Raw genomic sequence first — 22,321 nt, forward strand, 5'->3', positions numbered from 1 at the left:
GACCGAGTGCGCTGACACTCGGTCTTTTTTTATGTTTTCAAAATTACTGTGATTCGTTTGCTGACCACACTTTGACTTTTTTAATTTGATCGTCAATCATTTTCGCTACCTTAAAGTGGTACAGTTCCTGCGAGACGGTCGTGCCTTCTTTTGCATCAATATTCTGATTTAAAATCCAGCCTGAAATAGTATCGACACTTCCGTTTTTTAGTTCAAGGTCGAAGTATTCATTAACGGATTGGATAGAAGCTTTCCCGTCCAAAATATAGGAACCATCCTCGAGTGGTGTGATCTCTCGCTCTTCATCCTGGTCGAATTCGTCCCTAATATCTCCTACAATTTCTTCAATTATATCTTCACTCGTGACCATGCCCGATGTGCCGCCGTATTCATCCGTCAGGACAACGAGATGGGTCCTTTCTTTCTGCATTCTTATTAATAAATCATGAATCGGTATATTTTCAAAAACTTTCGAAACAGGACGAATGTATGGCTCTAGTGATTCGACCTGGCTCCAGTCTTTATAAAACAGTTCTTTTAAATGAAGAATACCGATAATGTGGTCTTTATCATCACGATAAACTGGATATCGTGTGAAACGCTCCTTGTCCATGAATTGTAAAGATTCTTCAACGGGATCCTCGATATCAACTACAGACATATCTGTACGAGGAACCATGATTTCTTTTGCCGTTCGATTGTCAAATTCAAAAATGCGGTCGACATATTCAAATTCTGATTGATTGATTTCACCTTGCTGATAGCTTTCCGACAGAATATGACGCAGTTCTTCTTCAGAATGAACTTCTTCGGATTCTTTAGCGGCGTGAAAGCCGAATAAACGTACCAGCGCATTTGCTGAACCATTTAATAGCCAGATTAGTGGATACATGATTCTACTGTAGAGAATTAATGGTCCCGAAAGCATTAATGTAATCTGTTCGGCCCTTTGTATGGCAATTGTTTTAGGTGCCAGTTCTCCCAGTACAACATGTAAATAGGTAATGACAAAGAATGCAATTATAAAACTAATGGTATGGCTAACTGTAGAAGGTAAATCGAATCCAGCTAGTAAGGGATGAAGGAGTGCCTCCAAAGTCGGTTCACCTAACCACCCTAATCCCAGAGCGGTTATCGTAATCCCCAGCTGGTTAGCAGACAAGTAGTAGTCTAAATTGCCTGTTACCCGAAGAGCATTCAGGGCTTTTTTATTTCCTTCGGCTGCCCTTGACTCTAATCGTGTTCTTCTTACCTTTACAATCGCAAATTCGCTTGCAACGAAAAACGCTGTTAGAAAAATTAACACCGCTACCGCTGCAAGCCTAATCGACGTTTCCATAACATATCCCCTTTGTATCATTGTTGGTGATGATAGCGTCACCATTTCTTATTTTACAGTAAATGACGTTACTTTTCTATTTTTGTGATTAGTTTCAAAATAATTCAGTATCGATAATAGAGGAGTCGTGAAAAAGGATGGTATAAAAAAACACCCAGGGAATGGGTGCATCCTTCGGTCAATCATTTATTCCTCTTCTCCCTCTTCGTTAAACCAAAGTGGGGAGTCGTTCTCAACTTCTCCATTATAGTTAATAAAGATTTCTTCCCCTGCTTTAATATCCTTATAAGCATAGAAATCGAACGAGTCGTTGTCAAAGTTAACCCTGTAATCTGCATTAGGCTGATACGAATGATTGAACATCATACCATACCCTAAAAGAAAGGCAGTGTGGTTACTGCCATACTCAAATGCATAATCGGCAAGGTACGTTTTCTCAATATGCTTATGTTCCTCATTTGGATAAGGAAGCACTGGTGCTTCGTGAATGAGTTCATTTTTTGCAATATCGCGAGTGGCGAATACGCCTTTATCAGATTCGTCATCAGTAATTGTGGAAGTTCTAACTTCTATCAATATTTCACCTTCGTCCTCTTGTCATTGTATCTTTCGTTCTTTAGTTTGACAGGTTATAGGGAAGAAATCAATTGTCGCAATATTCGATTTTAGGTATTGTACTCCTTAATTTGTACTTAGAGTTCATTATGAAATTTCACAAACACAATAGACTGATTGGGGAGGAAAAATGGAGGTGACTCTTGAATTTAGTTTAGAACAACGTTTTAGCGAAGTAGATTTTCGCAGCGGTTTATATGAACCAATTATAGTTTTTACCTAGTTCGGGTTTTTATTTTATATAAACATTTTTGTCCCAACCCCATTATCGTATTTTCAAATGGCTTGAAAGGGAGCGAATTTATGCGGCAGATTATTGCGTTAGGCGGCGGGGGTTTTTCGATGGAACCAGAAACCCCTTTGCTAGATACATATATATTAAAACAGGCCAATAAAACGATTCCTAAGATATGTTTTATTCCTACCGCTAGTGGAGATTCAGATCATTACATAAAAAGGTTTTATAACTTTTTTAAAAATCAATCGTGTGAACCTTCTCATCTTTCTTTATATAATCCCCCTACTAGAGACTTAGAAACTTTTATTCTAGAGAAGGATATTATTTATGTTGGAGGAGGAAACACGAAAAATCTATTGGCTCTATGGAAAGAATGGAAGCTGGATAACATGTTGAGACAAGCATGGGAACAGGGGATTGTCTTAGCCGGTATTAGTGCTGGATCTATTTGTTGGTTCGAGCAAGGAATAACAGACTCATACGGTACTGGTCTTGAACCGATTACATGTTTAGGGTTACTAAAAGGTAGTAACTGTCCTCATTACGATGGAGAACCGGAACGAAGAACGATGTATCAAAAATTTATTAAAGAGAAAAAGTTGTATGGTGGTATTGCGGGAGATGATGGAGTTGCTCTTCATTATATTGATCAAGAATTAAATAAAATTGTTAGTTCAAGAAAAAATGCTAAAGCTTATAGAGTTAATTCTGATAGTGAGAAGGTACTGCCAACACATTTTCTTGGTTCTAATTAGTCTAAACTCGCAAATTAACGGTTCTCCTTTTTTTGCTGGAGGGGGAGAAGAAGATTTGAAGAAGGGAAAAATAGTATTCTTTGTAGCCGAAATCTGTATGTTCTGTGGAATTCTTTTTGTATTTAATTATTTGTCTTTTGGAAACTACCATGCTCCTTTTGGTGTTAATTTTGAAGAAATGGACAATAGAATTATGATTGAGAAATATGATTGGAAAGGCAGTGTGTCCAGTCAATATATTCTAAGAGAATCGCGCCTGGATATTCCTAACGAAAAATTAGTCGAAATTGAGGTACTGGAATATGAATTTAAGGAAACCTTTGCTACAGTGGTGACTTTAATTTTGGCTTTGCTATTCAGCATTTGTTTCAAAGTTTTCTCAGTGAAATTTAATATTCCACTCAAGAGTTTACATATATCAGCCGCGTGGTCTCGGATAATTCTCACTTTAGTAATAGCAGGCTTTGTGGCTATATCGGTGCGGACAGGAATTAATTATAACGATTTGATAATGGAAAGTGAGAAGCTGCTAAACGAATTAGGAACTTAATAGTTACTTTTGAAGCCATCGCAACCAAAGAGTAAATTTTTATAAAAAAGGCCGATGAAGGCTCAACATCGAATACTAAAAGCAGTGAATTTTTATGAAAGGGTGATGACCCATGGATACTACACAACATAATAGTAATGCTTGGGACAAAAAAGTTGAAGAAGGTGCTGCCTACACTAAACCTGTAAGCAGTGACGTCATTGAAAAAAGTAAAGCTGGTGAGTGGGAGGTTACTGTAACAACAGAAAAATCAGTACCGAGAAATTGGTTTCCGGCATCATTAAAGGGGTTGAAAATTCTTTGCCTGGCTTCAGGTGGAGGGCAACAAGCCCCGGTTCTAGCCGCTGCAGGTGCGGATGTTACTGTTACCGATATTTCTAACAAGCAGCTGGAGCAGGATGAAGAGGTTGCTAAGCGTGATCAGTTAACTTTGAAAACAGTCCAAGGTGATATGTCTGATTTGGGTGATTTTGATGATGAATATTTTGATCTAATCGTTCATCCAGTTTCTAATTTGTTTGTAAAAGATGTTCGGCCTGTCTGGAGAGAGGCGTCGAGAGTTTTAAAAAATAATGGAATACTGATTTCAGGGTTTACGAATCCTCTTCTATGGATTTTTGACGATAGCCAGGAGAGAAAAGGTATTCTTGATGTAAAACATCCTGTCCCTTCCTCTACGTTAGATTATATGTCAGAAGAAGATGTTCAGGATTTTATTAACTCTGATCAAACCATCGAATATGCCCATACTTTGGAAGATCAACTTCAAGGTCAAATCGATGCAGGGTTTGTCATTTCGGGTTTTTATGAGGACGATTTTGGCGGGACTAGAGTTTTGGACAAGTATATAAAAACGTTCATGGCAACAAGGGCAATAAAATTAGTCCGGTAGTTGCGGCTCTAATAAAGGAACGAGGGAATGAATGACTGATATAAAAGAAATGGGTTTTACATGTGGGGCAAACGCGTGCATCCCTGCTTATCGAATGTTATTTTAGAATCTTAGTGAGTTATTTAAGAATTCGTCCAAGTTATTTAAGAATCACCTATCGTTATTTAAGAAACACAGCCGGTTACTTCAGAATCATCACTACTTATTTCATAATCATCCCCTCAACCACTCAATAATCAAAAACATCCACCCTAACTAGAGCTAGGAGTGGATGTTTTTTAAATTACTGTGTTGTCTCCTTCAATTCATACAAAGGAACTTCCTGATAAACGTTCGGCTGGTCAACAGGATGAATGCGGGCAGTTTCGCTTCTTTCAATCACTTCTTCAATATAGATTTGGCGCTCCTCGTGAGTGACATCAATCATCTCGGGGGAGTGGAAGATTTCTTTGGCGCGTTCTTTGTTCATACGTAAAAGTCCTCCTTTTGGTTTGAGGTTAATTTTTGCTTGAAGTGACATTTGTATGCACATATTTTTAGCAGCCGCCTTTTAAATAATTGATGTAGCGCTTAATTCGGATTACTTCAAAGAAATGGTTATGAGCGTTATAATTTTTTACATAGAAAAAGGAGGTTGACGGTGTTGGATCGAACAGGTTTAGTTTTAGAAGGAGGAGGAATGCGCGGGGCTTATACGGCAGGAGTTCTTGATTTTTTTCTTGATGAAGCGATCCATTTTCCTTATGTGGTAGGAGCCTCAGCTGGTGCTTGTAATGGCAGTTCTTATGTGGCTGCGCAGCGGGGCAGGAATTATGAAGTGATGGTGAATTATGGGGATCATCCCGAGTACATATCGTTCAAACGGATGTTCACAGAGCGACAGTTGTTTGGGATGGATTTTATTTTTGATAAGCTTCCTAATCAGCTTGTGCCGTTTGATTATGACGCCTTTTTATCCCGAACGACAGAGTTTGTAGTGGGTACGACAAATATGCGAACGGGTGAGCCGCAATTTTTTAACCATTTCCCTGACAGGACAAGCTTACTTAAAGTGATGAGGGCGTCAAGTTCGCTGCCGCTCCTAGCTCCAAGTATTTCTTATTTAGGGGAAGAGCTTATGGACGGCGGAATAGCTGATCCGATTCCGATCAATCCGTCGATTGAATCGGGAAATAAGAAGCATGTGATCGTGTTGACGAGGAATGACGGTTATATTAAAAAAAGGATGAAAATGGATTGGTATTTCACCCGCAAATATAAAAATTTCCCGAAGTTTGCACATGCTTTACGAATTCGTCATCAAAAATACAATGCGACACTGAGAAAAATTCAGCAGATGGAAGAAGCTGGCGAGGTGTTTGTGTTACGCCCTCAAGCCCCATTGCAAGTCAGCCGCATCGAGAAAAACAGACAGCGTCTGCATCAGCTGTACATGCAAGGTTATCAGGAAGCTGAGCAGCAAAGTGACCAGCTCGCAAAATTTATCCAAACGTAACAGAAGGAGGCTCACATGGAGCAAACTCAAATGATTAAGGACGCGATCGTGAACGAATTTAAGTCTCATCGAAATCCTGCTCAGCAAGAGGCGATGGAGAAGTATATGAAAAATCAGTTTCCCTTTTACGGAATCAAGACGCCGGAGCGGTCGAAGCTCGTGAAGCAGTGGCTGAAATCTCATGCTTCGATCACCTATAGTGAACGAGTGGATACGGCTTTGTTACTTTTTCAAGAAGAAGAAAGAGAATGCCATTATGCAGCTCTCGCGTTACTTGAAAAAGTCTCTAAACAGCCTCCTGTCTCAGCTATTGCGGTTTATAAGCAATTACTGACGTTAAAGCCCTGGTGGGACACGGTGGATATGATTTCCAGCAATTTGTGCGGAAACTATTTGCTGCATTATAGGGAGGAGTTACCTGTGATTACGGAAAGCTGGGCTCGTTCGGAGCATCTGTGGGTGCGGAGAGCGAGTCTGCTTAATCAGCTTAAATTTAAAGATCAGACAGACGAAGTGCTGTTGTATCAAACGATCCATACGGTAAAACACGAGAAGGAATTTTTCATTGAAAAAGCTATCGGCTGGATCTTGCGCGAGTATAGTAAAACAGCCCCTGAGTCTGTGATTGCTTTTATCGAATCAACAGAGTTACGTCCTTTAAGTAGGAGAGAAGGGCTGAAGTGGATGAAAAATAAGGGGTTATATCCTGCGGCAGAAAAGGTATAGATTGGAAACACAACGATCATAATGGGGGTAACTACACAAAAGTGAGGGTCCTATTATGAATCAATGGGTGGATGTTTCTTTCTTGGATCGAGTCATTCAATGGCTTGATCAGGACGTATTGCAAATATTTGGATTGAACGGCATGCATATTCAATTTGTCCTCGTCTTTCTGCTGACAGCCAGCATCATGTTTGTGATCAAACCGATTATGGAATGGCTGCTTGTTAAGCAATGGTTCACGTTGCTCGGGTACAGTATTACGGCTGTTCTGGCATTTTGTTTCCTGCAAATGGTTGATCGTTATGCGATGGGCACGGAATCCACCTTTCTGCCATCCTATTATTGGTCTGTCAGCTTGCTTGCGATCAGCAGTTATGGTGCGGTTCGAGTGATTGCTGGAATAACGAAGGTGATTATGGTGAGATGGAGAGTCCGCTCTAAGAAACGTGTGGCTTAAAAAAATATAACTTTTGCTGCGGAAAATACGTTCGTTCCTTTCTTTAGTTGTGGTATAATTTACCTAACTAGAAGCTTTATAGAGAGGGAAGGGAAGCGGATGCAGAAAGATCAAGGAATCTTATTAGAAAGTGGTACAAATGAGCTGGAAATTGTGGAGTTTAGTGTTTCTGAAAGCCGGTTTGGGATTAATGTGATTAAGGTAAAGGAAATATTAAATCTAGTACCTGTTACGAAAATTCCTCACTCTCATCCAGCCGTTGAGGGGATCATAGATATTAGGGGCGAGGTTGTCCCGGTCGTGGACGTTGCTCATGCATTAGGGTTTGAGGGTTCTGCCAACCCGCAGCAGGACAAGTTTATTCTTACTGAGTTTAATCAAACAAAAATCGTTTTTCATGTTCATACGGTTACACAGATTCATCGTATTTCCTGGGAATCGATTGAAAAGCCAGGAACGATGTATCAAGGATTAGAGACAGAAATTACCGGTGTTATTAAAAAAGAGGGCGACATGTTGCTGTTGCTGGACTTTGAGAAGATTGTGGCGGATATTAGTCCGGAATCAAGCTTAAACAAAGCTGATATTCGCGTACTGGGTGCACGGGAGCGTTCTGACAAAAAGATTCTTATTGCCGAGGATTCAGGGTTGCTGCGCGGGCTGCTGCAAGAAACACTGGAGGAAGCTGGTTACATACATACGACATCATTTGAAGATGGAAAGGCCGCCTATGATCATCTGGCTGAACTGGCAGCTGACGGGAAGAGCATACGGGAAGAATATCAATTGGTGATCACAGACATTGAAATGCCGCGGATGGACGGTCACCATTTAACCCGTCGAATTAAGGAAGATCCACAGCTTCAACAACTTCCGGTCGTCATTTTTTCGTCCTTAATTACGAATGACCTCAAGCATAAAGGGGAGATCGCAGGGGCCGATGCCCAGATCTCAAAACCTGAAATAGTGGAACTAATCAAGATCATTGACCAGCATATAAAATGAAAAACCGCTCCACTTAGGAGCGGCTTTTTTCATTTTCCACCTTTTTAAACAGCGTATCATGCCAGTCATAAGCTTGTTGAGTGATCGTTTCTGGTTCAGAGCCATACGGATGAGATTCTCGGATGATGCTTTTCTCATGTTCTGTTAAATGTTCATAAGAAGATCTTAATTCCGTAGAATATTCCACATATTTATTAAGCTGATACAGAAAATCGTCCATAGGATTCATGGTCATAAATAATCACCCTCCTAAAGGTACCTATACCTTATTTGGAAGGTCTTGAAACATGGATCGTCTGAAAAAAGAGAGTAAGGGCTGTTGCCTGGCTCTCTTTATCTCTAAATTATCGTTTGGGACGCTGGTTCCACGGGGCAATATGCTGCTGTCCAAGCATGGACAGGTTAGGATGGGAGGAAGGTGAGTAAGAAGTAGGGGCCTTTTCGTGGTCCCAACCTAAATAGTTGTACAACGTTCGCTTTGCTCTCGACAAGGAGAGTTTTGGTTTCGGATTGCGATACGATTGGTCTACCTTGCCAAGGTGCTTTAACTGGTTGAAATCTTTCTTTTCAGCTGGAATATGAAAATAGTATCCACCGACCTCTATAAGAAGTGTGGAATGCTGTTTACTCAGTTTAGGATGGTCTGAAAAATGCAAGCCAATTTTTTTAGCTCTTCGTTCCTTTATTAATTTAGTAATGGTTGATTTTTTAATTTCATAAAGATGTTTAGGTTCAGGGGCGGTTTTCGCGTGCCGATTGACGATAAATAGTGATTCGGCAAGTTCACGGTTGGACAACTGTTTTTCTCTCATCAATGTTCTCCTTTCTAGACGACTACATGACCATTGTATGAATATCATGGCTGAATGGTCTATTTTGCAAAATTGTCTATGACTTTAACTTCTTTAAATCTGCTATAATTTGGTCGATTTCGGCCGCTTTCATCCCGCTGTACTGTTTAATCACGTCACCCTTAGGTGTAACTAAATAAAAGCTTGTCCCATGCGCCACCTGGTTAGAACCCTCCATTTTTGAGACAGGAGATTGGAACGATTTAATCGATAATTCCTTAACTTCATGGAATGTATAGCCGGTTAGAAAACTCCACTGATCGTAATCGGGCTGATAGGCATCCGCAAACTCCTTGAGTTTCTCCTGAGTATCGTGTTTGGGATCAACGGAAAATGATACAAGTTTTACATCATCAAGATTTTCTTGTTTCAAACGCTGCTGTAAATGCGACATATTTCCTGTCATCGGCGGACATACGGTTTCACAACTTGTGAAAATAAAATCAGCTATCCAATAGTCGCCTTTTAGATCCTCGGGTAAGTTCATCTTTTCACCACTTTGCGTCGTAGCGGTAAATTCGCCCACTTCTCGGGACATATTTTCTTCAATTGGGGAGCCGCATGCTGTTAGAAATAGCAGTCCACCTAGAAAAGTGAACAATATGAAATTCTTCATAATTTATCCTCCATCAACTGGTAGTTCTTTTATTCTATCATGTACCGAGCTTCTTTCAGGCAATGTCACAAAAATGTTAAAGCTTTGCTTGGAGGTGAAAAACTGAGTATTCAGGACGGCACATAAATCGATACGGCAGGCGGGTTGTTCCAATCCCCTTACTTACATAGAGGGTGAGAAGCTCACTAATCGTATATTTTCCTTCAATGTAGGTCTCTGCATAAGGCGGAGTGACGAGCGCTCCTACGAATGGAAGTTGAATCTGACCGCCATGACTATGGCCGGACAGCTGGATATCAATCCCATGTTGCTGCATCTGGTCTGCTACATCAGGCTCATGTACGAGCAGCATTGTAAAAGGATCCCCCTCAATTTGAGCAGTAGTTGCTGAAATATTGGGTGATCCAAGCATTACATCATCTAAACCAGCCAGTGCGAAGCTATCCTGTCCATTATCGACCATTGCCACACTATTTTGCAGCAATTGAAATCCTCCATCATCCATAACAGCTTTTACTGTCTCCGTTCCATATCCCCCATGGTCATGATTACCGTAAATCCAGTAATTTCCATAAGGTGTCTTCAGTTTCTGGAGCAACTGTGGAATCCTCTGATCAAATCGATACGTGTGCGGCTTATCTACAAGGTCACCGGTAAATACGATTAAATCTGCATTCTCTGCATTTATTGTATCAATTAATTGCTCAAATTCTGTTAAGTCATAATTAAAACCAATATGAGTATCAGAAAATTGGACAATCTTAAAATCATTAAACGAACGCGGTATGTTTGAATGGCTGATCGTATACTCTTTCCTATCGAGCATGTGTGGTTCAATATGACGGGCATAGTAATAGCCCCCGCCGCTTAGTCCGAGCAGCCCTAATCCGCTTACTAGAAATTTCTTTATGAAGCTGCGTCGTGTTAATTTCATGTGAAGAATCCCTTCATAATAAATACTCCCGCTATTATACCACGTTCCATTCTGTTCGATAAGAATAAATGGCTGCGAAAAAAATATAGAAAATGTACAGAAATTCGGGGACAGGAGGACGAAATAGGAAGGGGCGACGGTATGATGTTTACAGGCGCTCACCGCCGGCCTTGCCCGGAGGTGAGCGCCGATAAAACCATAAGAAAAACCGCTGCATGGCACAGCGGCTTTTTACTAGTTTACAAAATATAAAGAAATACGGTGAAAAAATGAAGGATCGATCCGCTGAGCACCAGTAAGTGCCAGACCATATGGTGATAGGTAAAACCTCGCCATACGTAAAAGATCGCACCTATTGAATAAACGAGTCCGCCTAACACGAGGAGAAGAATCCCGGTGGAGGAGACAGCCTCGGTGAGCGGCTCCCAGGCAAGAACGATCAGCCAGCCCATGAGCACGTAAAATACAGTCGATAGTACGACGAATCGTTTAACGAAAAAGATTTTGAAGATGACTCCCGCAAGCGCAATTCCCCATACTACTCCAAATAACGTCCACCCGAGTGTACCCCTTAGCGGCACGAGGAGCAGGGGAGTATAGGTCCCTGCAATAAATAGGTAAATCGCTGAGTGGTCAAAGATTTCAAACAGATCTTTGACTTTTCCTTGGGGAAAGCTATGAACAAGAGTGGAAGAAACATAAAGAACGAGCATTGTAATTCCGTATATAGTCACGGAAACGATCTCCCATGCATTTCCTCCTAAGCTGGCAAATACAATAAGCAGAGTGAGCATAGCTATACTTAATATGGCCCCAACACCGTGAGTGATGGCGTTTGCGATTTCTTCACGTTTTGAAAAAATGTGTGTGCCCATGTCCGTTCATCCTTACTTAAAGCATTTCTATTTAGTATAGACGCTTCAGCTCATTTTATAAAGTTAAATTAATTATGAGGTTTACCTCCATAAGAATTCTGGGTAATTGAAGGGTGAGCAAACCATGTTTAAAGGGTCAAAGAATGTCGAATATTGCGTTAGTTTGACTTTCCTATCTATGTTACTATTAGATTACATGCGTGTGAGCGTTATTTCTTGCTCCTTCAATTGTTTGCCAAAAAGGAGTGGTGTTTATGGTAAGTGTACAAAGTAAAAAGCTTGAAATTCCATTAGTTGAAGAGTTAATGATTCCAGCAGAGAAAGTCGCTCATGTTCAGATAGGGAATCCATTAGATCATGCTTTGCTCGTTCTGGTGAAAACCGGCTATTCGGCTGTACCTGTCGTCGATAAAATGTACAAATTTAAGGGAACCATCAGCAAGACAATCATTCTTGAAGAAACGCTCGGGCTCGAACAGTTTGAATTGAATCGATTGAATGATATGACAGTGAATGAAGTGGTCGATGAAAGTGTTCCGTGTTTGCATCGAAATGATACGATGATTGACGCTTTACACAAATTGATTGATCATCCCTTTATTTGTGTTACAAATGATGAAGGAGAATTTGACGGGATAATTACGAGGAGAACCATTTTAAAACAATTCAGCAAACATTATCATGAATCATGGAAAAGAGTATAGTGAAAAAATAACTCAAATATATGGAAGAATGGCGCCTCTTGCAGGCGTCTTCTGTTTGTCTGGGGATGATGGCGTATGGAGGAAGTTCAGCAATTACAACAAAAGCGAAAGCGCGGACTCGTATTGGCCTCAATCATGCTGGCGATGTTTCTGGCGGCGATTGAGGCAACGATCGTGTCTACAGCTATGCCGAGTATTGTAGCGGATTTAGGCGGATTCAGTTTGTACAGTTGGGTTTTCTCTGCTTATTTGCTTACAAATGCCGCTACAGTACTTCTGTTCGGAAGACTCGCCGATATTGTAGGCCGCAAGCCGATATTTCTGATCGGAATCGGATTGTTTCTGACAGGGTCCACGATGGCTGCACTGTCCCAGACAATGTTATTTTTAATTGCGGCGCGGTTAGTGCAGGGGCTTGGAGCCGGTGCTTTAATGCCGATTGCCACGACGATCGTTGGAGATCTGTACACGAAAGAAGAACGCGCCAAAATTCAAGGTTATTTGTCCAGCGTCTGGGGGATTTCAGCTGTATCAGGACCGCTGTTAGGTGGTTTTTTTGTGGATGTATTAAGCTGGCCTTACGTGTTTTGGATGAATATTCCACTTGGGTTACTAGCGATCATCGGAATTGTCTTGTTTTTCAAAGAAGACAAAACACAGAAGAAGCAATCGGTCGATTTAGTCGGTTCATTGTTAACGATGGTGGCGGTCAGTCTCTCCATGCTGATTTTGGTGGAAGGCGGGGTGGGTATCCCCTGGCTGTCTCGTGAAATGGGAATTTTAATCGTGCTGGCCATGAGTAGCTTTATCATCTTTATATTCCATGAAAAGAGAGCATCCTCGCCGATGATGCCCTTTGAAATTTGGCGGGTGCGTGCGATTAAATACGCCAATTTAACCTCACTGACTTCTGGAATGATCTTAATTGGCGTTTCCAGTTATTTACCGGCCTTTGTGCAAGGGGTGATGGAGAAGTCGGCAACAGTGGCCGGGTTTACCCTGACGACAATGTCGATTGGCTGGCCGATCGCGTCAACGTTAGCGGGAAGACTGATTTTAACGATTGGCTTTCGGGCCACTTCGATTCTTGGCGGTATTTCGCTCATTGCTGGCGGGGGGATCTTTTCCTTGTTGTCACCTGAACGCGGTCCGGTATTTGCGGCCATGGGCTCCTTGTTTATTGGAATTGGAATGGGTCTTTCCACGACGTCATTTATCGTTTCCATTCAGAATGCTGTGAAGTGGGAGATGCGAGGAATCGCTACTGCTACAAATATGTTTATGAGAACACTCGGCAGTGCGGTTGGAGCCGCGCTGTTAGGCGGGCTGCTCAATAACCGAATTCAGGCTGCTTTGAATGCCTCTCATTTAAACGATCAGTTCTCTGTGGATTCGACGAACTTGTTATTAAATCAGGAAAGCAGAAGTGAGTTAAGTGAACAGGCCCTGCACGTTTTGAAAGATGGACTGACGTCTGGTTTGCAGCTCGTCTACATTGGATTGCTGGTATTAGCGATCATCAGCCTGATTTTAATTTTACAATTGCCAAAGGGAAATAAGACATAAATTCTTGTCACGATAACAGTGCTTTGATAAAGTAAAGAATGTAATTAACTACGTGCCTGAAGGAGGATACATATGAAACAAATGGATGCAAATGAGATTATCTCATTTATTTCAAATAGTGAAAAATCAACACCTGTTAAAGTTTATGTGAAAGGAAAGGACCTTTCAACACTGGACTTTGGTGATGATGTACGAGACTTTATTACTGGTGATTCAGGGGTTCTTTTCGGAGAATGGAAAGCAATTGAACCACTACTAGAGAAGTATAACGATCAAATTGAAGACTACGTGCTTGAAAGTGATCGCCGAAACTCAGCGATTCCGTTATTGGATACGAAAAAAGTAAACGCTCGTATTGAGCCTGGTGCTGTTATTCGTGATCAGGTTGAGATCGGTGACGGTGCAATCATCATGATTGGCGCTTCTATCAACATTGGTTCCGTAGTTGGAGAAGGAACGATGATCGATATGAACGTCGTCATGGGCGGTCGTGCAACTGTCGGAAAAGACTGCCATATCGGCGCTGGAGCTGTTTTAGCAGGTGTAATTGAACCACCTTCCGCACAGCCTGTTGTGATCGAGGACGAAGTAGTCATCGGGGCTAACGCGGTCGTTCTTGAAGGAGTGACGGTTGGAAAAGGTTCAGTAGTCGCAGCCGGAGCGATTGTAACCGAGGATGTTCCTCCGAATACGGTAGTTGCCGGGACACCAGCCAAAGTGATTAAGAAGATTGATGATCAAACGAAATCGAAGACAGAGATTAAGAAAGAACTCCGCAAACTCGATAACTAATTTTCTTAAGACCTTGCTACTTAAAAAGCAAGGTCTTTCCTATAAAAGGAGGCTTAGTGAATGTTAAAAGATTCGGAACTCATCCAAATACGCAGAGATTTGCATAAAATCCCTGAGCTCGGCTTTCAAGAAGTGAAAACACAGGCTTACTTATTATCGATTATTAACGAATTGCCTCAAGAGCACATAACGGTGGAAACGTGGAAAACAGGTATTTTTGTAAAAGTAGAAGGGCAGGACCCGAAAAAAACAATTGGGTATCGTACCGATATTGATGGGCTGCCTTTAACGGAAGAAACAAGGTACCCTTATGCTTCCACACACGAGGGTCAGATGCATGCATGCGGCCATGATTTTCATATGACGATTGCTCTCGCTGCTTTAGAGTCGTTAGCTCATCAGCCTGCGGACAATCATATCGTCTTTATGTTTCAGCCGGCAGAGGAGGGCCCTGGCGGCGCTGAGCCGATGCTGCGCTCAGAACCGATGAAACGATTTAAGCCAGACGTTATATTCGCTTTGCACATCGCTCCAGAATTGCCGGCAGGAGTCGTTTCGTCCCGGCCTGGATTGCTGTTTGCCAACACGAGTGAATTATTTATTGACTTAAAAGGCCAAGGCGGACATGCGGCTTACCCGCATTTAACGAAGGATATGATCGTGGCTGGAAGCTTTCTCGTGACACAGCTGCAGCAAATTGTCGCCCGCAGAGTTGATCCGCTTGATAGTGCTGTGATTACAGTCGGCAAGATTACCAGCGGCAGTGTGCAAAATATAATTGCCGAACAGGCCAGGCTTGAGGGAACGATTCGGACGATGTCACCGCAAGCCATGGATCGTGTGAAAGTTGAAATTGAAAAGATCGTTGCGGGCATAGAAATAGCTCATGATTGTTCCGCCACAATTGATTATGGTTCGAACTATTATCAAGTCGAGAACAACCCTGATTACGTTGATAAATTTGCAGCGATCGCAAAGGATTCAGGCGTAACTTATCGAGAAGCAAGTGCAGCGATGACTGGGGAAGATTTCGGATACTTATTAAAGGAGATTCCAGGTTTCATGTTCTGGCTTGGAGTGGATTCGCAGTCAGGACTTCACACGTCACACTTGGCTCCTAAGGAAGAAGCGTTAGCGATTGGAGCACGTCTTGTAGTCAATGGACTGCGTCAATTGTAACCCTCATGCATAATCACGGTTCTTTTGGCAATAATAACCACGTGATTCTTATAAATGAGGAGGATTTCGCGTGAAAAAAGTAGCCATTGAAGAAAATTTAAGCGACATTCGTGCTGCACTGCAGCAAAAAGGGTATGACCTTGTGACCTTACAAAACAGTCAAGATGCTGAAGGCTGTGATTGCTGCGTGATCTCTGGACAAGACCGCGACGTTATGGGAATCCAGAACGCTGCTACGAATGGTGTGGTCATTGATGCCCGCGGCCGTACAGCCGATGATGTGTGTCAGGAAGTAGACAACTGTTTTTCATCTTGACTATAGAGGGGAGGCCCCTCTATACATAGCAAACCCCGGACTCCTAAAAGTCCGGGGTTTTTAAATTAATTTGCTTTTGGCTGCTTGTCCACGTTGACCTGATGTGGATACGGAATATCAATGCCAGCTGCATCGAGTGCTTCCTTAATTGCTTTCCTCATATCTCGTTCAACGCCCCACTGTTCCATGTTGGCCGTCTTGCCTAAGATTCTAATAACGATATCAGATGTGCCAATGCTCTGAACGCCAAGTACGCTAGGACCTTCTTTAAAACGAGGATCCTCCGCAAAGTCTTCGGCCACTTTTGAGAGAACTTCAATGGCTTCATCCATGTCGTCTTCATAGCCAATGCCAATGTCAACTAGTGCGCGCATATTTCCGCGAGAATGGTTGCTGACTCCTGCGATATTGCGATTAGGAATGTAATGAAGGGTTCCATCAAAGCCTCGTAGTTTTGTCGTGCGAATTCCGACTTCTTCTACGATTCCATCATACCCCGCAGCGGTTACATAATCATCCACTTCGATTTGACGTTCTAATAGAATGAAAAAGCCTGTAACGATGTCTGACACTAGCCCTTGAGCTCCAAACCCAATCGCCAGACCAACAATTCCAGCACCAGCCAGAAGCGGTCCGATGTTAATGTTTATGGCACTTAATATCATTACGATTAAGACAAATAACAGCGCATAACTGAAAAGGTTCACCGAAATCTTCTCCAGTGTTTTCGTACGTGCTTCACTTAGTTTACGCTGTTTTCCCATTCTGCCAATCGCTGCTTCGATCGCTTTTTTCCCTAAAGGACTGATGATAGCAAATGCGATCAGAATAACTAGTATTTGCAACCCGCCTGTGATCAGCCATTCCACGACCACAGAAGGATTGAATTCAAATCCTTCTTCAAACAAATTCATAAGCAAACTCCTTTCATGGTCATCATGTTCTTTTTATATGATAGCGGAAAGTCACTAGCTGTTTCAATGATTTCCGTTTTTTATATGAGATTTTGTCGAAATGCTAGATAAGCTTATTATTTTACTTTCCTCAACAAATCATGTTTAATGAGAACTGGGAAGGCACATGTTAGTAATATATGTCTTTTTATTGGAGTTCTAAACTAGTTTAGATTTATTATTACTTTAGATTGACTCTAATAAAATATCTCGTTATACTATATTATGTGCTAGTTAGCAGAACATTTATATCAATGCTATAAAACATTTTGGAGGGATTTATAATGGCAGAACGCATGGTAGCAAAACAAGCACCTCGCTTTGAAATGGATGCAGTACTACCGAATAAGGAATTTGGAAAAGTTTCACTAGAAGAAAACATGAAGAACGATAAGTGGACGGTTCTATTTTTCTATCCAATGGACTTCACATTCGTGTGCCCGACAGAAATTACAGCTGTTTCTGATCGCTTCGATGAATTCGAAGATCTTGATGCAGAAGTAGTGGGTGTTTCCACAGATACAATCCACACTCACCTAGCATGGATTAACACGTCCCGTGAAGACAATGGTCTTGGCGATCTAGAGTATTCTCTAGCAGCGGATACAAATCATCAGGTTGCGAAAGACTACGGAGTACTTATCGAAGAAGAAGGGGTTGCACTTCGCGGTCTATTCATCATCAGCCCTGAAGGCGAACTTCAGTACCAAGTGGTGAACCACAACAACATCGGCCGTGACGTTGATGAAACACTTCGCGTCCTGCAGGCTCTTCAAACTGGTGGACTTTGCCCAGCAAACTGGAAGCCAGGTCAAGAAACTCTTTAAGTTGAAATAAGGTCCCAAAGGTCTAACTTAAGTGTTAGACCTTTTTCGATAAAAGTATAGATAGGAGGAAGAACAAATGCGTTTAAGAACACCAATGCCTGATCTTCCTGAAGCAACAGAGTGGTTTAACAGTGATGCTCTTTCTAAGGAAGACTTGACAGGTGATAAACCGACATTGATTCACTTCTGGTCTGTTAGCTGCGGACTATGTAAAGAAGCAATGCCTAATGTGAATGAATTTAGAGATGAATACAGTGATGATTTAAATGTGGTAGCTGTTCATATGCCTCGTTCTGAGAAAGATTTAGATCTTGAACAGATTAAAGAGGTCGCTGAAGAACATGGCATCACGCAGCCGATCTACGTGGATAATCAACACGCCTTAACAGATGCTTTCGAGAATCAATATGTACCAGCTTATTACGTGTTTGATGAAGAAGGTAACTTGAGACACTTTCAAGCAGGCGGTGGCGGCATGAAAATGCTCCGCAAGCGTGTGAATCGTGTACTTGGCGTCAATCAGAAATAACTGTCATAATGAGCAATTCCCTTCGTAAAATGGGGGAGTTGCTTTTTTTTATTGAGTTCTAAGTGGGTACGGTTTGGCCCGAGCGCACGTGAGCTCTTCCCCAAGTGAGTGCTATTCGGCCCAAACGCACGTGAGCTCTTCCCCAAGTGAGTGCTATTCGGCCAAACGCACGTGAGCTCTCCCCCAAGTGAGCGCGATTATGCCCAAACGCTCATGTAATCTCCCTCAAGCAAGTGAGATTCAGCCTAAACAAACATCACTCTTCCAGCTGGACAAAAAAATAAATTTGAAGAAATTTTCAAAAATTATCTCAAATAGGTGGAAATTTATTTCGATTGCCGATATATTATTAATTACGTAAAAAGAAAGGGAGGGACATTATGGAAACATTTAAAAAATTAAAGCAATTTTATTGGCCGTTTAAATCCTTCTTTTTATGGTCATTATTTGCCCTTCTATTTGTCACTGGTATAACCGTTGTTTACCCAATTGTACTGCAAATTACAATTGATGAAGTGGTACGAGGAGAAAGGTACAATCTTATCCCGTATATCGGGGCTGCTTTTATTTTACTAATGATTGTAAAAGGGGTCGCGACATACTTTCATCAGTACCTTGGTGATTACTTCGGGATCCGGTCCGTTTATACGATGCGTGATGAACTTTATAAAAAATTGCAGAGATTGTCGTTTAAATACTATGACAACGCGAAGACAGGTGACATCATGTCACGGTTAACAGCAGACGTAGAAGGATTTCGATTCTTTCTATCGGTCGGATTTTCCGAGCTTATCCGCATTGTGTTATTGATTTTAATCAGTCTAACTGTCATGTTTTATTACTCTGTTCCACTGGCTTTGGTCACGATGGCTGCCATGCCGTTCCTGACGGTGGTAGTGTTTAAGTTTGATAAGCAAGTCCACCCCGCTTTTCGTAAAATTAGAAAGTCATTTGGTAAGCTCAACACACGTGTTCAGGAAAACATTAGTGGTATGAATACGGTGAAATCGCTATCGAGAGAAGAGTTCGAAGTGGGACGTTTCTTAAACCGCAGCGATGATTATCGGAAGAAATACATTGATACGTCTAACATCTGGTCTCGTTACTTTCCGCTTATGGAATTTATCGGCAACGTGAGTGTTGTGGCGCTGCTGGCCTATGGCGGCTATCTCGTCGTTAATGGAGCCTTGCAATTAGGGGAGCTTGTCGCTTTCTTCAGCCTGGTTTGGTATATTTTAGGGCCGTTAATGAATTTTGGCTTCGTCATTAACCTTTTTTCTCAATCAAAAGCCTCTGGAGAACGTTTGCTCGAGATTTTAGAAGCGAAGGAAGACATTACAGAGAGAGATCAACCTCTTGTACTCGATCGATTAAAGGGACATGTGACGTTCGATGATGTCACTCTTACGTACACTGAAGATGATGATTCGGCTTTGAAAAATATTAGCTTCGATGCCCCTCCAGGTAAGACAATCGGACTTATTGGGGCAACTGGTTCAGGGAAAACGAGCATTACCCAGTTGATTACTCGCTTTTATGAACCGGAACAGGGAAGCGTACTAGTTGATGGAAAACCAGTCGCTGATTATGGATTAAAAACGCTACGCAAAAATATCGGTTTCGTTTTGCAAGAATCATTCTTATTTTCTACTTCCATTAAGGAAAACATATCATACGGTAACCCTGATGCGACCCTCGAGGACGTAATCGCTGCAGCTAAAAGGGCGCAGGCCCATGAGTTTATTATGGATATGCCAGAAGGGTATGACACCTTGCTTGGTGAAAGAGGAATGGGCTTATCCGGCGGTCAGAAACAGCGGATTGCCATTGCCCGGGCAATATTAATCGATCCTGCCATTCTCGTCCTTGATGATGCGACCTCGGCCGTTGATATGGAAACAGAATTTAAGATTCAACAAGCATTGCGTGAGGTGATGGAAGGCCGCACGACATTCATCATTGCACATCGAATCTCCTCGCTGAAACATGCTGATGAAATCATCGTGCTGGAAGACGGCTTCGTCAAAGAACGCGGCGTTCACGAGGACCTCCTCCTTAATGGCGGACCATATCAACGAATTTACGATATTCAGTATCAAGATAAAGAGAGAATCTTAAATTCATCCATTTCATAGTCTTCTTTCTAGAATGTAAAGATCTGTACTGTAATACTTTTCAAAAGGAGGGGAAAGCATGGCTCGCAAACCCAAGCATAGACCTGAAACGAATAAACATTTAAACCGGTTTAAATACACCCAAGACCAGGCGATTGAAAAACCGTTCAACTGGACGCAAATGCTTCGTTTACTCTCGTATGTTAAGCCGTACACAAGGCGTCTGCTGCCGATCTCGATTATAGCGATGTTAATTTCGACGATTGTACGGCTAGTGGTTCCTATTTTAATTGGTAAAGTCGCGATCGATATTGCAATTGCAGAAAACAATGTAAATTTACTTATTCAACTCGTAGTCGGCATTGCCATTATGTACCTGCTAAGTTATATCGGTAATGCGTTACGAATTAAATATGTTAATATTTTGGGGCAAAATGTGATTTATGACTTGCGCCAGCACTTATTTTCGCATGTGCAGCGTCTTTCTCATAAGTTTTTTGACTCTAGATCAGCTGGTTCGATTCTTGTACGGATTATGAATGATATTAATTCCTTACAAGAGCTTTTTACCAATGGGATTATTAATCTTTTAATGGATGTTGTCATGTTGACAGGAATTATCGTCATCCTGTTTGCACTGAGTCCGAAGCTTGCCCTTGCGATACTAGTGATCATGCCAATCATGTTCTATATTTCAACGAAGCTGCGGCGGAATATTCGCCGCTCATGGCAGCAGGTCCGTATTCAACAATCGAGGCTGAACTCCCATTTAAATGAAAGTCTTCAAGGCGTGCGGATTACACAATCCTTTTCACAGGAAAATGAAAATGCCGAATACTTCAATGGAGTCAACACTGACAATTTTCAGTCATGGAATACCGCAACACGAAAAAGTGCGATGTTCCGCCCGTTCGTAGAAATGAGTAATGCAGTTGGAACGGTCATCCTCGTGGCATACGGGGCACACCTTATTTTACAAGGCGACATTGAAATTGGAACATTCGTATCGTTCGCTTTTTTCCTAGGTATGTTCTGGGAGCCGATTTCCCGTCTTGGCCAGATGTATAACCAGCTTCTGATGGCGATGGCTGCCTCAGAGCGCATTTTCGAATTTCTCGATGAACAGCCAAATGTACAGGAGAAACAAAATGCCCACGAGCTTACGGATATGAAGGGGCACATCGAATTTGATCACGTTCAATTTGCCTATGATGAAAAGCGAATCGCCTTGCATGATATTTCGCTTGAGATGAAACAGGGAGAAACGGTAGCCTTAGTCGGGCATACAGGGTCGGGCAAATCAACGATTGCTAACTTGATCAGCCGTTTTTACGACCCTACTAAAGGGGCTGTGAAGATCGATGGAACGGACTTGCGCGATGCCACTATTGATAGTGTCCGCCAGCAGATCAGTGTTGTTCTGCAAGACACATTTATTTTCTCTGGTACGATCATGGAAAATATTCGATTTGGCCGCCCAACCGCTTCTGATCAAGAGGTGATGGATGCAGCTAAAGTTGTTGGAGCAGATGATTTCATCCAGCGCTTGAGTGATGGATATGCAACAGAAGTAGAGGAACGCGGCAATATTTTATCAGCCGGTGAACGGCAGCTGCTGTCCTTCGCGAGGGCTCTTCTTGCCAATCCGAAAATCTTGATTCTTGATGAAGCGACTGCAAGTATTGATACGGAAACCGAAATGAAAATCCAGCAAGCCTTGCAACGATTGTTGAAAGGCAGAACTGCTATTATCATTGCTCACAGACTGTCGACGATTCGGGAAGCGGATACGATTTATGTGCTCGAACATGGTAAGATTCTTGAGCATGGGTCCCATGATCAATTAATGGATCAAAAAGGCGAGTACTTTGAATTAGTGAAAGCACAGTTTCAAATGCTTGACGCCATCTGATTTTGTTAAGGTAGACAGCTATTTCCCATCACAGCCAAGCGGCCGTGATGGGTTTTTTGTGCTTCACTCATAAATCTTCGT

General features: G+C 42.0%; 25 protein-coding genes. 16 read left to right on the forward strand and 9 right to left on the reverse strand.

The window, feature by feature from the left end; genetic code table 11:
* Positions 1 to 43: 43 nt before the first annotated feature.
* Positions 44 to 1,339 carry a hemolysin family protein gene (locus tag G6R08_RS18930; RefSeq protein WP_163530245.1) on the reverse strand — a complete coding sequence of 432 codons (1,296 nt, stop codon included), beginning with the start codon at positions 1,337 to 1,339 and terminating at the stop codon, positions 44 to 46.
* Between the two features lie 186 nt (positions 1,340 to 1,525).
* Entirely contained in the window at positions 1,526 to 1,915 is a 390-nt protein-coding gene (locus G6R08_RS18935; protein ID WP_163530247.1) for an SET domain-containing protein, read from the reverse strand.
* A gap of 342 nt (positions 1,916 to 2,257) precedes the next feature.
* On the opposite strand from G6R08_RS18935, the gene G6R08_RS18940 reads away from it, so the two are divergent.
* The 3 genes from G6R08_RS18940 to G6R08_RS18950 all read left to right on the forward strand — a co-directional run bounded on the left by G6R08_RS18940 (position 2,258) and on the right by G6R08_RS18950 (position 4,389).
* Positions 2,258 to 2,947, forward strand: a complete 690-nt coding sequence (locus tag G6R08_RS18940; protein ID WP_163530249.1) for a Type 1 glutamine amidotransferase-like domain-containing protein — start codon at positions 2,258 to 2,260, stop codon at positions 2,945 to 2,947.
* A 55-nt stretch (positions 2,948 to 3,002) separates the two neighbouring features.
* Positions 3,003 to 3,497 (forward strand): hypothetical protein, encoded by a 495-nt coding sequence (locus G6R08_RS18945; RefSeq protein WP_163530251.1) that lies wholly within the window; start codon positions 3,003 to 3,005, stop codon positions 3,495 to 3,497.
* 112 nt (positions 3,498 to 3,609) lie between these two features.
* Positions 3,610 to 4,389, forward strand: coding sequence for a class I SAM-dependent methyltransferase (locus tag G6R08_RS18950; protein WP_163530253.1), 780 nt, complete (start codon positions 3,610 to 3,612; stop codon positions 4,387 to 4,389).
* Between the two features lie 283 nt (positions 4,390 to 4,672).
* Here the strand turns inward: G6R08_RS18950 and G6R08_RS18955 are convergent, their stop codons facing one another.
* The gene (locus G6R08_RS18955) at positions 4,673 to 4,858 is read right to left on the reverse strand and encodes an H-type small acid-soluble spore protein (RefSeq protein WP_163530255.1); all 186 of its coding nucleotides are present in this window, start codon (positions 4,856 to 4,858) and stop codon (positions 4,673 to 4,675) included.
* Positions 4,859 to 5,029: 171 nt separating this feature from the next.
* Here G6R08_RS18955 and G6R08_RS18960 point away from each other — a divergent pair, with 171 nt between their 5' ends.
* The 4 genes from G6R08_RS18960 (at position 5,030) to G6R08_RS18975 (ending at position 8,072) form a co-directional block, all read left to right on the forward strand.
* A complete protein-coding gene (locus tag G6R08_RS18960; RefSeq protein WP_338035449.1) occupies positions 5,030 to 5,884 on the forward strand; it encodes a patatin-like phospholipase family protein in 855 nt (284 codons plus the stop codon).
* Positions 5,885 to 5,899: 15 nt separating this feature from the next.
* A complete protein-coding gene (locus G6R08_RS18965; protein ID WP_163530257.1) occupies positions 5,900 to 6,610 on the forward strand; it encodes a DNA alkylation repair protein in 711 nt (236 codons plus the stop codon).
* A gap of 55 nt (positions 6,611 to 6,665) precedes the next feature.
* A complete protein-coding gene (locus G6R08_RS18970; RefSeq protein WP_163530259.1) occupies positions 6,666 to 7,067 on the forward strand; it encodes a hypothetical protein in 402 nt (133 codons plus the stop codon).
* Between the two features lie 99 nt (positions 7,068 to 7,166).
* On the forward strand, positions 7,167 to 8,072 hold the full coding sequence (locus G6R08_RS18975) for a chemotaxis protein (RefSeq protein ID WP_163530261.1): 906 nt from the start codon (positions 7,167 to 7,169) through the stop codon (positions 8,070 to 8,072).
* Positions 8,073 to 8,085: 13 nt separating this feature from the next.
* Here G6R08_RS18975 and G6R08_RS18980 read toward each other — a convergent pair whose 3' ends face one another.
* The 5 genes from G6R08_RS18980 to trhA all read right to left on the reverse strand — a co-directional run bounded on the left by G6R08_RS18980 (position 8,086) and on the right by trhA (position 11,348).
* Entirely contained in the window at positions 8,086 to 8,307 is a 222-nt protein-coding gene (locus G6R08_RS18980) for a hypothetical protein (RefSeq protein WP_163530263.1), read from the reverse strand.
* 109 nt (positions 8,308 to 8,416) lie between these two features.
* Complete coding sequence (locus tag G6R08_RS18985; protein ID WP_163530265.1) at positions 8,417 to 8,884, reverse strand: YkyB family protein; 468 nt, start codon at positions 8,882 to 8,884, stop codon at positions 8,417 to 8,419.
* A gap of 76 nt (positions 8,885 to 8,960) precedes the next feature.
* Positions 8,961 to 9,539: an SCO family protein gene (locus G6R08_RS18990; protein ID WP_163530267.1), complete on the reverse strand. Its 579-nt coding sequence runs from the start codon at positions 9,537 to 9,539 to the stop codon at positions 8,961 to 8,963.
* 76 nt (positions 9,540 to 9,615) lie between these two features.
* Positions 9,616 to 10,473 (reverse strand): metallophosphoesterase, encoded by an 858-nt coding sequence (locus G6R08_RS18995; RefSeq protein ID WP_163530269.1) that lies wholly within the window; start codon positions 10,471 to 10,473, stop codon positions 9,616 to 9,618.
* Between the two features lie 239 nt (positions 10,474 to 10,712).
* Positions 10,713 to 11,348 (reverse strand): PAQR family membrane homeostasis protein TrhA, encoded by a 636-nt coding sequence (trhA, locus tag G6R08_RS19000; RefSeq protein ID WP_163530271.1) that lies wholly within the window; start codon positions 11,346 to 11,348, stop codon positions 10,713 to 10,715.
* Between the two features lie 254 nt (positions 11,349 to 11,602).
* Here trhA and cbpB point away from each other — a divergent pair, with 254 nt between their 5' ends.
* The 5 genes from cbpB to G6R08_RS19025 all read left to right on the forward strand — a co-directional run bounded on the left by cbpB (position 11,603) and on the right by G6R08_RS19025 (position 15,905).
* Positions 11,603 to 12,052, forward strand: coding sequence for a cyclic-di-AMP-binding protein CbpB (gene cbpB / locus G6R08_RS19005; RefSeq protein WP_163530273.1), 450 nt, complete (start codon positions 11,603 to 11,605; stop codon positions 12,050 to 12,052).
* A 75-nt stretch (positions 12,053 to 12,127) separates the two neighbouring features.
* Entirely contained in the window at positions 12,128 to 13,618 is a 1,491-nt protein-coding gene (locus G6R08_RS19010) for an MDR family MFS transporter (protein WP_163530275.1), read from the forward strand.
* 72 nt (positions 13,619 to 13,690) lie between these two features.
* Positions 13,691 to 14,410 (forward strand): 2,3,4,5-tetrahydropyridine-2,6-dicarboxylate N-acetyltransferase, encoded by a 720-nt coding sequence (gene dapD, locus G6R08_RS19015; RefSeq protein ID WP_163530276.1) that lies wholly within the window; start codon positions 13,691 to 13,693, stop codon positions 14,408 to 14,410.
* A gap of 60 nt (positions 14,411 to 14,470) precedes the next feature.
* The gene (locus G6R08_RS19020) at positions 14,471 to 15,589 is read left to right on the forward strand and encodes an N-acetyldiaminopimelate deacetylase (RefSeq protein ID WP_163530278.1); all 1,119 of its coding nucleotides are present in this window, start codon (positions 14,471 to 14,473) and stop codon (positions 15,587 to 15,589) included.
* A gap of 70 nt (positions 15,590 to 15,659) precedes the next feature.
* Complete coding sequence (locus G6R08_RS19025; protein WP_163530280.1) at positions 15,660 to 15,905, forward strand: YkuS family protein; 246 nt, start codon at positions 15,660 to 15,662, stop codon at positions 15,903 to 15,905.
* 65 nt (positions 15,906 to 15,970) lie between these two features.
* On the opposite strand, the gene G6R08_RS19030 is transcribed toward G6R08_RS19025, so the two are convergent.
* Positions 15,971 to 16,819: a mechanosensitive ion channel family protein gene (locus G6R08_RS19030; RefSeq protein WP_163530282.1), complete on the reverse strand. Its 849-nt coding sequence runs from the start codon at positions 16,817 to 16,819 to the stop codon at positions 15,971 to 15,973.
* 323 nt (positions 16,820 to 17,142) lie between these two features.
* Here G6R08_RS19030 and G6R08_RS19035 point away from each other — a divergent pair, with 323 nt between their 5' ends.
* The 4 genes from G6R08_RS19035 to G6R08_RS19050 all read left to right on the forward strand — a co-directional run bounded on the left by G6R08_RS19035 (position 17,143) and on the right by G6R08_RS19050 (position 22,240).
* Positions 17,143 to 17,685: a peroxiredoxin gene (locus G6R08_RS19035; RefSeq protein ID WP_079529683.1), complete on the forward strand. Its 543-nt coding sequence runs from the start codon at positions 17,143 to 17,145 to the stop codon at positions 17,683 to 17,685.
* Positions 17,686 to 17,761: 76 nt separating this feature from the next.
* Positions 17,762 to 18,214, forward strand: a complete 453-nt coding sequence (locus tag G6R08_RS19040; protein WP_163530284.1) for a redoxin domain-containing protein — start codon at positions 17,762 to 17,764, stop codon at positions 18,212 to 18,214.
* Between the two features lie 380 nt (positions 18,215 to 18,594).
* Positions 18,595 to 20,349: an ABC transporter ATP-binding protein gene (locus G6R08_RS19045; RefSeq protein ID WP_163530285.1), complete on the forward strand. Its 1,755-nt coding sequence runs from the start codon at positions 18,595 to 18,597 to the stop codon at positions 20,347 to 20,349.
* A 58-nt stretch (positions 20,350 to 20,407) separates the two neighbouring features.
* Positions 20,408 to 22,240: an ABC transporter ATP-binding protein gene (locus G6R08_RS19050; protein WP_163530287.1), complete on the forward strand. Its 1,833-nt coding sequence runs from the start codon at positions 20,408 to 20,410 to the stop codon at positions 22,238 to 22,240.
* Positions 22,241 to 22,321 lie beyond the last annotated feature (81 nt).

This window comes from Halobacillus ihumii, assembly GCF_902726645.1.
Taxonomy (GTDB): Bacteria; Bacillota; Bacilli; order Bacillales; family Halobacillaceae; genus Halobacillus_A; species Halobacillus_A ihumii.